This is a genomic window from Neobacillus sp. DHD-1R (genome assembly GCF_057747995.1).
The window spans coordinates 3,899,772-3,911,428 of sequence record NZ_CM173232.1; the positions used below are offsets into that span (position 1 = coordinate 3,899,772).

At 39.3% G+C, this 11,657-nt stretch carries 12 protein-coding genes and 1 tRNA gene; 1 reads left to right on the forward strand and 12 read right to left on the reverse strand.

Translation table 11 applies throughout. From position 1 onward, the window contains the following. Window positions 1–243 precede the first annotated feature (243 nt). The 9 genes from tig to AC3ANL_RS19285 form a co-directional block, all read right to left on the reverse strand. On the reverse strand, window positions 244–1,521 hold the full coding sequence (gene tig, locus AC3ANL_RS19245) for a trigger factor (protein WP_488325998.1): 1,278 nt from the start codon (window positions 1,519–1,521) through the stop codon (window positions 244–246). Between the two features lie 169 nt (window positions 1,522–1,690). After that, window positions 1,691–2,716, reverse strand: a complete 1,026-nt coding sequence (locus tag AC3ANL_RS19250; RefSeq protein ID WP_488325999.1) for a tetratricopeptide repeat protein — start codon at window positions 2,714–2,716, stop codon at window positions 1,691–1,693. A 118-nt stretch (window positions 2,717–2,834) separates the two neighbouring features. Beyond that, window positions 2,835–2,911 (reverse strand) — tRNA-Arg (locus tag AC3ANL_RS19255). A gap of 112 nt (window positions 2,912–3,023) precedes the next feature. After that, on the reverse strand, window positions 3,024–3,536 hold the full coding sequence (locus tag AC3ANL_RS19260; protein ID WP_488326000.1) for a metallophosphoesterase family protein: 513 nt from the start codon (window positions 3,534–3,536) through the stop codon (window positions 3,024–3,026). Then, window positions 3,533–4,144: an XTP/dITP diphosphatase gene (locus AC3ANL_RS19265; protein ID WP_488326001.1), complete on the reverse strand. Its 612-nt coding sequence runs from the start codon at window positions 4,142–4,144 to the stop codon at window positions 3,533–3,535. The genes AC3ANL_RS19260 and AC3ANL_RS19265 overlap by 4 nt, the downstream gene beginning before the upstream one ends. A 141-nt stretch (window positions 4,145–4,285) precedes the next feature. Next, the gene (rph, locus tag AC3ANL_RS19270; protein ID WP_488326002.1) at window positions 4,286–5,041 is read right to left on the reverse strand and encodes a ribonuclease PH; all 756 of its coding nucleotides are present in this window, start codon (window positions 5,039–5,041) and stop codon (window positions 4,286–4,288) included. A 108-nt stretch (window positions 5,042–5,149) separates the two neighbouring features. Beyond that, the gene (locus tag AC3ANL_RS19275) at window positions 5,150–6,205 is read right to left on the reverse strand and encodes a GerMN domain-containing protein (RefSeq protein WP_488326003.1); all 1,056 of its coding nucleotides are present in this window, start codon (window positions 6,203–6,205) and stop codon (window positions 5,150–5,152) included. Window positions 6,206–6,345: 140 nt separating this feature from the next. Beyond that, on the reverse strand, window positions 6,346–7,140 hold the full coding sequence (gene racE / locus AC3ANL_RS19280) for a glutamate racemase (protein WP_488326004.1): 795 nt from the start codon (window positions 7,138–7,140) through the stop codon (window positions 6,346–6,348). Between the two features lie 15 nt (window positions 7,141–7,155). Further along, the gene (locus tag AC3ANL_RS19285; protein ID WP_488326005.1) at window positions 7,156–7,605 is read right to left on the reverse strand and encodes a MarR family winged helix-turn-helix transcriptional regulator; all 450 of its coding nucleotides are present in this window, start codon (window positions 7,603–7,605) and stop codon (window positions 7,156–7,158) included. Between the two features lie 235 nt (window positions 7,606–7,840). Between AC3ANL_RS19285 and AC3ANL_RS19290 the strand changes: the two genes are divergently transcribed. Continuing rightward, window positions 7,841–8,137 carry a HesB/YadR/YfhF family protein gene (locus tag AC3ANL_RS19290; RefSeq protein ID WP_488326006.1) on the forward strand — a complete coding sequence of 99 codons (297 nt, stop codon included), beginning with the start codon at window positions 7,841–7,843 and terminating at the stop codon, window positions 8,135–8,137. 124 nt (window positions 8,138–8,261) lie between these two features. Here the strand turns inward: AC3ANL_RS19290 and AC3ANL_RS19295 are convergent, their stop codons facing one another. From AC3ANL_RS19295 to sdhB, 3 genes are all read right to left on the reverse strand, one after another. Beyond that, window positions 8,262–10,079, reverse strand: a complete 1,818-nt coding sequence (locus AC3ANL_RS19295) for a PAS domain-containing protein (RefSeq protein WP_488326007.1) — start codon at window positions 10,077–10,079, stop codon at window positions 8,262–8,264. Window positions 10,080–10,460: 381 nt separating this feature from the next. Beyond that, on the reverse strand, window positions 10,461–10,685 hold the full coding sequence (gerE, locus tag AC3ANL_RS19300; protein ID WP_160722067.1) for a spore germination transcription factor GerE: 225 nt from the start codon (window positions 10,683–10,685) through the stop codon (window positions 10,461–10,463). 190 nt (window positions 10,686–10,875) lie between these two features. Beyond that, on the reverse strand, window positions 10,876–11,637 hold the full coding sequence (sdhB, locus tag AC3ANL_RS19305; protein ID WP_488326008.1) for a succinate dehydrogenase iron-sulfur subunit: 762 nt from the start codon (window positions 11,635–11,637) through the stop codon (window positions 10,876–10,878). Between the last annotated feature and the right edge of the window lie 20 nt (window positions 11,638–11,657).

Consider the following 11,657-nt stretch of genomic DNA (forward strand, 5'->3'; position numbering starts at 1 on the left):
CCCATTGTCTATAAAAAAGGAAACATCCCGCCAAAAGCTCTGGCTGGATATTAAAAAGGTTTCCCTGTCCTTATTATAATATGTAATTGAAAAAATGTATAAAATAAAAGGATGTCCCAAAAGGGTCTGACCTCTGGAAAAACACTCAACATATTGTTGCCTATTAGAAATAGTTCAGCGATATGTTGAGGTTATGGGGTCTGATCCTTTGTTTTGAGACATCCTCTTGCTGTTAGTTAAAAATTATTTTTTATTCTCAACAAGAAAGTTTACTGCTTTTTGAAGTTTAAGGTCACCTTTAATGCCATCAACTCCGCCAAGTGCTTGGATGATCGTATCAACAGGCATATTGTACATGCCAGCCATTTTTTCAAGCTCAGCGTTCACATCTTCTTCCGTTACTTCAAGGTTTTCAGCATTTGCGATCGCTTCTAAAGTTAAGTTCACTTTTACGCGATTTTGTGCTTCTTCCTTCATTTGTTCACGTAACGCATTTTCATCTTGACCAGAGAACTGGAAGTAAAGCTCAAGATTCATACCTTGCATTTGTAAACGTTGTTCAAATTCTTGAAGCATACGGTTTACTTCATTCGTAACCATTACTTCTGGAATTTCAACTTCTGCGTTTTCAGCAGCTTTTTCAACTACGGTGTCACGTAGGTGTTGTTCTGCCTCATGTTTTTTGCTATCTACTAAACGAGTTTTAATTTTTTCTTTAAGTGCATTTAATGTTTCTACTTCATCGTCAACATCTTTTGCAAACTCATCATCTAATGCAGGAAGTTCTTTGCCTTTAATTTCATGTACAGTTACTTTGAACACAGCAGGCTTTCCAGCAAGTTCAGCAGCATGGTATTCTTCAGGGAAAGTTACTTCCACGTCTTTAGATTCACCAGCAGCTACGCCTACTAATTGCTCTTCAAAGCCAGGAATGAAAGATCCTGAACCAATTTCAAGTGAATGGTTTTCTGCTTTTCCACCTTCGAACGCTTCGCCATCAACGAATCCTTCAAAGTCAAGAACAACTGTATCACCGTTTTCTACAGTGCCTTCTTCTTTTACAACTAGCTCAGCTTGACGCTCTTGCATTGTTTTTAATTCATTTGCAACATCTTCGTCTGTAACTGTTGTTTCTAATTCTTCAACTTCAATACCTTTGTAATCGCCTAATTTTACTTCAGGCTTTACTTGTACAGTCGCTTTAAAGATAAGATCTTTACCTTTTTCCATTTGCTCGATGTCGATATCAGGACGGTCGATTGGCTCGATACCTGTTTCATCGATTGCATTTCCGTAAGCTTCTGGAAGAAGAATATCTAATGCATCTTGATAAAGAGATTCAACACCAAAACGTTTTTCAAACATTCCACGAGGCATTTTACCTTTACGGAATCCTGGAACGTTTACTTGTTTCACAACTTTTTGGAATGCTGCATCTAAGCCTTTGCTTACTTCATCAGCATTTACTTCTACTGTAAGGACACCGCGGTTTCCTTCTAATTTTTCCCATTTCGCTGTCATACCTTTTCCCTCCAACAAATCTATTCTCATATCATTCGTAACGAATTAGAGTCGGAAATATGTCTTGTCCAACAAGCCCATTTTCCATTTTTTAAATGTAAAAGATAGTTTTTTACACAATGCAACCACTACATTATATCATAGGATTGTTTTCTTTCAACACCGAGACCTAAATATTGGGGTAAGAAATTTTCTCAATTACCTCAATTTGTGCTCTTGCTTGGTCTACTTCTTGCCGTGTGACTTCATACTCCCTTGCTATTTTACTACTATCTTCCTCTAATCCCAGATATTCGTGTGCCAGTAAGTGAAAAGCAGCTGCCCAGGCAGCTGGAGGATCCGGCTCTAGATTAAAGGGATAACTGATAAAATAAGTCTGCTCTACCATTCCAATCGTATTTTCATATAGACCAGGATTTTTACTTTCCAATTGTTCCGCTAGTAATTTTTTTACCTCGATCATTTTAGGCTGAACTCTAACTTCCGGCAGCAAAGCAGGAACGACCTTTTCTTCCATTTCCCATTTCTTAACGATCAATTCTCGATCAATTTCTTGTTCTTTTAAGAGAGTCAATAGCATTGTTTTTAAAAATGGATGGCCTGCATCTGTTTGTAAATAGTCTGCTATTTCGTCAACATAGGGACGAATGTTTTTGTCTGCCAAACTGGCTACCAAGAGCATTTGCTCGTTTACGTTTTGTTTGGAAAGGAGATTCAATTCTTTCATTTCAGGGGTGACTTCTTCTTCCTCTTCTTCAACCGGCTGACGACTCTCGGCCATCCGTTGGCTGAATTGAAGGAGCGTTAAAAAATGATCATATTTATCCTGCGGAATTTCTTTTTCATCTAATAATGCTTCAATAGTCGTGACAATTTCCTGGTACTCATGAAGCTGAATCAGGACTGTCAAATAAAGATCGACCATTTGAAAATAGTCGCCTATCCCTTTTAATAACATCTCTTTTGCTAGTACCTTCGCTTTGGTAAATGCTCCTGCTTCAAAATATGCAAGAACAAGGCCGATTAAGATGTTATCATTATCCGGGTCCAGCTCACGGGCTTCCTCTAATAGGGTAATGGCCTCATTAAAATGTTTCTTTTCAAGGCTTTCTAGGCCTTTGTCTGTTAATCTCTTTTCGAGCCCGGGAAAGTAGATTACATTATCTTTTCGTTTTGCTTGTTCCCGTTTTTTCATTGGAATCCGTCCTTCAGTATGTCATTGGAAAATAGTGTAGCACAATTAATGAACAAAAAAAACTCACCAACACTGGTGAGTTTGAGATTTTGGTATGTAGATTAAGTGGTACAAGAAATGGCGTCCCAGGAGAGATTCGAACTCCCGACCGTACGCTTAGAAGGCGTATGCTCTATCCGGCTGAGCTACTGGGACGTATTTGTTTATCAAAGACAAGATTTATTATATTACCCTAATATCTAAAAGTCAATATCTTTTATTGGATTATTTTTCTTTTATAAAGGGGGATGTAAATCCCCCTTTATAACTATAGAACAAATTCCCTTGCTAAGTCTACGATTTCCTGCCCGGTTACTTCAAATACGTTCATGGTAATCTTATTGGTTTGCAAGTCCAGGATGACATAGGTTTTTTCAAACCGCTCCCTAGGAAGACGAATGCTGCCTGGGTTTAAAAATAAGGTATGATCGATTACTTCCGCTCCAAGAATATGCGAGTGGCCAAAACAGACAATATCAGCCTTTACTTCCTGTGCTTTGTATTTAAGGTTCATTAACGTGGACTTTACAGAATACCGATGACCGTGCGTGATGAAGAACTTTCGTCCGGCAGCTTCGGCAATGGTTTCTAATGGATAATCTCCGCTAAAATCACAATTCCCCATCACTGTTAAGTAGCCAGAGATAGCCTTATCGACCGGCATCAATTCTGAATCGCCGCAGTGAATCATTAAATCCACTTCTTGGCGATGTCTTTCCCTGATCATCTCGAGTTCCTTTGTTAAACCATGACTATCACTGACAATTAATACCTTCCTCATAACTGGTCAGCTCTTTCTAAAATGGAATCAAGTACCCCGTCAAGCTTTTTTAATGCATTCGCACGATGGCTGATGGAATTTTTTTCATCAGAAGATAACTCTGCCATGGACCTGCCTTTCTCTGGTACATAAAATACCGGATCATAGCCAAATCCATTTGAACCGCGGCGCTCCTCGAGAATCCGACCTTCGCAGGTGCCTGACACCGTCTTTGTTTCTTGACCAGGAACCGCAACCGCCAATGCACAGTAAAATCTCGCCGTTCTCTTCTCTTCTGGAATACCTTCCAACTCAGAGAGCACTTTATCGGTATTATTTTGATCATTCTTTTGCTCGCCGGCATATCGGGCAGAGTAGATGCCTGGTCTTCCTTCAAGGGCATCCACCATTAATCCGGAATCATCCCCAATCACCATTTTATTGAGGGCATGGGAAACGGCCTCAGCTTTTAGAATGGCATTTTCTTCGAAGGTTATCCCTGTTTCTTCAACCTCAGGAATTTCCGGAAAATCCAGCAAAGTCCGGACTTCCATCCCTCTTGATGCAAAAATCTGCTCAAATTCCTTGGCCTTGCCAGGATTCTTAGTAGCAATAATGACTTCTTTCATCTAAATCGCCTCTTATTTTAAATATCTTTTTATATCCGAGAGTTAACTCAAAGTGACACCGGCTTATTCGACAGTTACCCGGCATATCGACAATGACAACGACTCATCCGACAATTAGCCCCTTTCTATCAAAGCACGAGTCTATTTTTTTCTTCTACTATCAATTTTTTTAACAATTTCCTCACCTAAAGCTTCCTTTTGGTGCTCAAATAGCTCCATGAGCCCTTCTTGTGCCGCGCTCAGCAGACCTTGGAGCTGATCATAGGAGAAAGTGGATTCCTCGCCAGTACCTTGCAGCTCCACAAACTCACCACTCCCCGTCATGACGACGTTCATATCCACCTGTGCCGTGGAATCCTCGGCATAGTTTAAGTCAAGGACAATCTTGTCACCTTGCAGGACGCCAACACTTGTTGCGGCTAAATAATCGGTAATCGGAAACTTTGAAAAGGATTTTTTCTGAGCAAATCCATTTAACGCCAATGTCATCGCCACAAATGCTCCAGTAATGGAGGCTGTCCGTGTGCCGCCATCCGCTTGGATGACGTCACAATCAATCCAAACGGTTTTTTCACCAAGCGCACTTAGATCAACAATAGCTCGCAATGCACGGCCAATTAGGCGCTGAATCTCCATCGTTCGGCCAGAAACCTTTCCTTTAGAGGATTCACGGATATTTCTAGTTTGTGTCGCCCTCGGCAGCATGGAGTATTCGGCTGTAATCCAGCCTTTCCCTTCCCCTCTCATAAAGTGAGGCACCCGATCTTCGATAGTGGCCGTACAAATCACCTTTGTATTCCCTACAGAAATAAGAACAGAACCTTCTGGATGCATTAAATAATTTGTTTCAATATGTATCGGCCGCAACTGTAATGGCTCTCTTCCATCAACGCGCACAAAATTTCCTCCTTCTGCAATCACACCTATTTGAATTCAAATAAAGAAGAGGCGGCGTTCAAGCCAACCTCTTTCATTGTCACTATATAGTATAACAAAAATGCTTTTTTAAAAACTACCTGTATTGACTTTTTCTGGACGTGTTACAGGTTCTGTTAATTTCTTCCCTTTATCATTCTTAATCTCTGCTTTTCCGTCAACCTGAACAGCCACCTTTTCTACTCCCAGCTGTTCGGTTAAAGAAAGGACAAGTGTATCTATTAATGACTGGGAAATTTCTTTTTCCTTAAAGCTGCCATAAATATTCTTATTAAAGTTCAATGTAACGGTGCCATTTTCATACTTCGGCGCCTCAAGCAGCTTTACATCCGACATAAATTCAGACACGAGGGTAGATTTTTCGCTTGGTCCCTTGATCAATTCATTGACGACCGCTACATAGCTATCCTTCTCGGTATTGCTAATACGGCGGGTTACCGGGACATAATAATAGGAACCCTCTTCACCGCCAATATAATAGACAGTAACCGGCTTTGTATTCGTAATATCGGCAACACCAGCGGAATCATAATTGATCCCTGTTGCTCTTGATAGATTTTCGCTGATTGGGGTACCGTTGACAGGCATTTCTGTTAGAGCATGACCATTCATTTTAAGCTTAACTGATTTGACGTTATCAAATTGGGTCAGCGTCCATGTGACGGATTGAAGAATCTTCATCTCATCCTCAGGCTGATAGTTCTTAAATTCTTTTGAAAAGTTTACCGTTGCCACACCACTATCTTTGTTAATATCGACTGACAACTGTGTGTCCTCAGGGAGCACGGCTCTAAAATCGTTTGGAAGCATATCAGTTACCGGTCCGTTCGCTACTAAATACTCAAGGGCCTGTTTCGCTACAGAACTGGTCTTTGGAAGTGCCAAGGTTTGTGGTACGACATAGCCGTCTTTATCAATCAAGTAGAGTTCTGTTTTTAAAGTGTTCGCGACCTCTCCTTTTTCTTTGGCCGTTGTTTCCTTACTTGCTTTTTCTTCCCCAACCGCAACGGTTTTTGGCGGATCAATTTTCTTTTCAGCTTCCTTATTAAATAATCCGCAGCCAGAAAGTAATACAGTAGATGTAAGCACCGTCACACCAATGATTTTAGCTTTATTTTTAGACACATTAATTCCCCCCAAAGACAGTTTGTACTACCATGTATACGAGCCTTATGAAAAAATAGACCGCCTTACGCAAGAAAAAGAGAATAAATTTAAATTTTTTTAGGTTGAATGAAAAAAGAAGCCCCGGCTAGGAGCTTCTTTTATAGTTTTATTTTATGAACGTTTTCTATCGGGGTTTCAAGCCATTGGGAAGCAATTTTAGAAAAGATCGGTTTTGAACCTGTTGTGTAAAATTCATGCTCTGGTTCTACTTCGTCTTCCTCAAGCAGTCCATTGTATTGAAGAATGGCACTAATTTCTCTGGCCGTTTCATCACCGGAACTAATGACTTTTACCCGCTCACCCATTGCCTCTTTAATCAGTGGCTCGAGTAATGGATAATGGGTACAGCCCAGTATTAACGTATCTAAATTTTGATCAGCAAGCGGCTTCAAGGATTCCTCCACTATTCTTTCTGCAATCAATCCATTGTACTCGCCGCTCTCGACCAGCGGAACAAACTTAGGACAGGCATGGCTAGTAACAAATAGCCGGCTGTGCAGTGATTTTAAGGCCTTTTCGTAAGCACCGCTTTTTACTGTCCCTACTGTGCCGATAATCCCAACCCGATAGTTTTTTGTTCGCTTAATTGCAGCCCGTGCTCCGGGGTTAATAACTCCAAGGACCGGGATCGACAATTCCCTGCGAATATCGTCCAGGGCTGCTGCTGTTGCTGTATTACAGGCAATCACGAGCATCTTTATATTTTTTTCTAATAAAAAGCTGGTCATTTCCCACGTGAATTTCTTCACTTCCTGCCTTGATCGGGGACCATATGGACAACGGGCTGTATCACCTAAATAAATAATCTTCTCATTTGGCAGCTGCCTCATGACCTCTTTGGCTACGGTTAACCCACCGACACCAGAATCTATCAAACCTATTGGTTGTTTCAAACATCTCGCCTCTTTTTAACGCATTTCCTGATGTAATTTCATCAAGCTGTTTTGAAGAAGAACAATTTCTTCCGATGAGAAATTTTTCAACACCTCTTCTAAGTATACTTGACGTTTTTTTATGACTTCATCAATGATTCTCTCGCCTTCTTCAAGCAAGTGAATCCTGACCACACGACGATCATTTGTATCCTTTATCCGCTCAACGAGTAAATTTTTCTCCATACGGTCAACGAGATCTGTCGTTGTGCTGCAGGCCAAATACATTTTATTCGAAAGCTCTCCGATGGTCATGTCACCTTCTTCAAAAAGCCATTGCAACGCTAAAAATTGGGGAGGAGTAATCTTGTAATTGGTTAACATCTCTCGACCCTTTTGCTTAATGATTCCGGAAATATACCGTAGATCCTTTTCAATATTTGCAAAAATATCCCCAGTTAGTTTTTGTGGATTTTCGAGTTCCATATCTATACACTCCTATTAAAATGCTCTCCTCAAGACCATCACTAAAAATTTTCATGTTCATTTGCTGTATGCATGTACCTATTTTCTACTTTTTCCTCTAAAATTTCAAGTTGTAATTATCTATCAAGCACAATCCATAAGCATTGATCTCATTGAATGCTATAATAAATTTATTTCAACTGATAGGTTCATAATAAAACACGTATACAATAATTAAAACAAGGGGGAGAAGATAATGGAGATCACGATCAGTCAAGCAGCCTTAAAATGGTTTAAGGATGAAGTGGAGTTAACAGAAGGGGATAAAGTAAGATTTTTCGCTCAAATATACGGCAGCAGCCCGATACAGGAGAGTTTCGCACTAGGTTTCACCGTCGATAACGAACCCATTGATATGGCTGTTAAAACAGAAATAGAGGGATTAACTTTTTTTGTTGAAGGAACAGATTTATGGTTCTTTAAAGATTATAACTTACATGTAGACTTTAACGAACAAAAGGATGAATTAGAATTTAGTTACCCAAAGAGCTAATTTCATTTGAGTAACTCACAAAAGGGTCTAACCTCACGTTTACCACACCATACAGGCTGCCTATTGGTAAATATGCAGCGATATGTTGAGGTTATGGGTCTGACCCTTTTTTCAATGAAGAACCCTAAATGAGATTATGTTTTGCAATTGGTAAAATCACTTCAAGGATCGTTCCCTTTGGATCACTCCAAAGGTGAATCGTTCCATCATGATTTTCAACAATTTGTTTGGAAATCATAATCCCCAATCCGGTACCTTTCTCTTTTGTCGTAAAAAAAGGCTCTCCCACACGCTTTAATATATGTTGAGGCATTCCATTTCCCGTATCTTTAAAGAAAATTTTCACCTTATTAAAGCTGTGTTTCTTTACCTCGATGGTGATTGAACCGCCGTGAGGCATTGCTTCAATCGCATTTTTTAAAATATTAATAAAAACTTGCTTCAACTGATTTTTATCACAATTAATCAGGATTTTATTGAAATTGTAAATGGTCTCGATTTGAATATCATTCATGATGGCTTGGGTATCAATTAACATCTTTACATTTTCAACAAGCGTGATTAAATCGACTAATTCAAATTTTAATTCATTGGGTTTTGCCAGTAACAGTAACTCACTTAGGATCAGTTCAATTCGATCCATCTCAGACTGAATGATTTCAAAATACGATTTATTGGTGCTTATTTGTGCCTCCATTAATTGAAGAAATCCTTTAATGGCTGTGAGTGGATTTCGTACCTCATGAGCAATACCTGCCGCCAGCTGCCCAGCCACATTTAATTTTTCTGAGTTAAGTAAAAGCTCTTGTGTTTTTTTACGTTCCGATATGTCCCTAATAATTAGATGCCGTGCTGGTTTATTTTGATAAATAGTTGGGATGCCCTTTACTTCCGCCAAAAACATGGAACCATCCAAACGGATTAGTTTGTACTCAAAAAAGTCGGTAACATCCCCGCCAATCACCATATTTTCCCGTAAGGTTACAGTCTCGTGAAAATCAGGGTGAATGATATCTGAAAGTTTCTTCTTTAAAATTTCTGCTTTATAATTGGCCCCAAACAATCCGGCACCTGTTTGGTTTATAAACAAGATATCATTTCCTCTAGCAATAATAACCGCATCAGGGGAAAATTCAACTAAATCGTGATAGGTTTCTTCGTGTTTTTTAGCTTCTTCTTCTCCTTTCATTCGTTCTGAAATATCTCTCATTACACTTACAACCTCGAACACATGCTGGGTAACAGGATCCATAATTGGTTTACAAAGAGACTCCACCCATACATAATTCCCATCTTTTTTTTGAACACGGTAGCAATCCCTGCCGTTTTCCTGGCTGCTAAGAACCTTCTTACGGTTCGCAAACACGTTTTCCTTGTCATCAGGATGGACGAACGATAAGCAATCTTGATTGATGACTTCTTCAGCATTGTAGCCAAATACATGTTCACAAGAAGGTGACACATAAAGAATTTCTCCCTGCATATTTGTACTGAAAATCACATCTAGAATATTTTCAGTTAGAATGCGCTGCATTTCTTCTATTTTTCTAATTTCTTCTTTCTTTCGCTTTAATTCAGAAATATCCCTTCCCACGGTATAGACACCTACGATTTGATCATTTTCACTAATTGGCAAATTGGTTATATTTAAATCTATCAGTTGTCCGTGCTTTGTTGTCATTATAGAATCGAAGTTTTCAACCCCGCCTAATACCGCTTTATGAAAATGATGAAATACCTTATTTACCTGATCAATTGGAAAAAGGAATTGAAGTTTTAATGTTTCTATCTCTTCTGTTGAGTAACCTGATAACTTTTCGAATGCAGGATTCGCTTGAACAACATGTCCTTCTATATCTAATGCAAATATACAATCTTCGTTTCTAGTGAACAAGGTTTGAAATCTGCTTTTATTCTCTTTTAAAAATTGTATTAAAAGCATTCTCTTTTCACTTTTGATTACTCCAACAGGACCGTTCATTTCTCATTCCGTTCCTTTCTCCCTGAAATTAATCCCCTATGTAAAAAAGCCAAGATGAGTAAGACTCTCATCTTGGCTATTGTCCAGCACAATTGTCTAACTCAAACCGCATTTATTTCTAATTGTAAATTTTACGGATAAAACTTTCAATATATTTCTACTATTTTCCATTAACTTATGTAAGAATAATTTAAATTATGCTGCAAAAAGGGAAAATAGGTTAGGAAATTAACCTTTTTTCCACTAATTTGGCATATTAAATATATTAAAATTTTATTCTGGCTAAATGTGGATTGGCCTATAAAATATGAACCGGCCTCCATAAATGGAAGCCGATCATGTTTAAAGTTCTAGTTCTCCCATACGAAGGAGCTCTACAACAGCTTGTGAACGCCCCTTTACACCAAGCTTTTGCATCGCATTGGAAATGTGATTCCTAACTGTTTTTTCGCTTATAAATAATTCACCAGCGATCTCTTTTGTTGTTTTATCTTGTACTAGTAGTTCGAATACTTCTCTTTCTCGTTTGGTGAGTAATGGCTTATGATTATATTCATTCTCCTTCAAGTATTGTAACCCTCCTTGCCTTCGCCAGTAATGAATCGTGGGGTGGGTGTATATTTAGTCACCATATCTTATGTAACCGATACAAAGGTAGTGACTATAATTGCTATTTGGAGAATGATTTTATAAAAAAATTTCAGAACACAACAAAACCTTCTTTTCTGTATTAGAAAAGAAGGTTTCATTAGAATTATTAGTCCCGGTCGCTTCCGAAGAAGTTTCTGAATGCCTGCATGGATGCTTCACGGTTAACTGCAGCAATTGAAGTGGTAATGGGAATACCTTTTGGACAGGCTTGCACACAGTTTTGTGAATTGCCGCAGCCTTGCATTCCGCCATCCTCCATAAAGGCATTTAAACGTTCTGCCTTGTTCATTTCGCCTGTTGGATGGGCATTAAATAAACGAACTTGGTTAAAGACTGCTGGCCCCATGAAGTTGGTTTTGCTGTTCACATTTGGGCAGGCTTCTAAACAAACACCGCAGGTCATACACTTTGAAAGTTCATATGCCCATTGACGTTTCTTCTCGGGCATCCGTGGTCCAGGCCCTAAATCATAGGTTCCATCAATTGGAATCCAAGCTTTAACTTTTTTCAAGGAATCAAACATTCTGCTGCGGTCGACTTGAAGGTCGCGGACAACAGGAAATGTCCGCATGGGCTCTAAGCGAATTGGCTGCTCTAATTGATCAACTAGGGCTGAGCAAGACTGACGCGGCTTGCCATTGATGACCATGGAACAAGCACCACAAACCTCTTCAAGACAGTTCATTTCCCAAGTAATTGGGGTAGTGGCTTGTCCTTTGGCATTGACAGGGTTTTTACGAATTTCCATTAAAGCCGAAATAACGTTCATATTCGGACGATAGGGAATTTCAAAGTCCTCTTCATAAGTAGCAGAATCCGGGTAATCCTGACGCATTATTTTAAATTTTACTGTTTTATTTTCAGACATTCTTGCCTACTCCCCTTTCT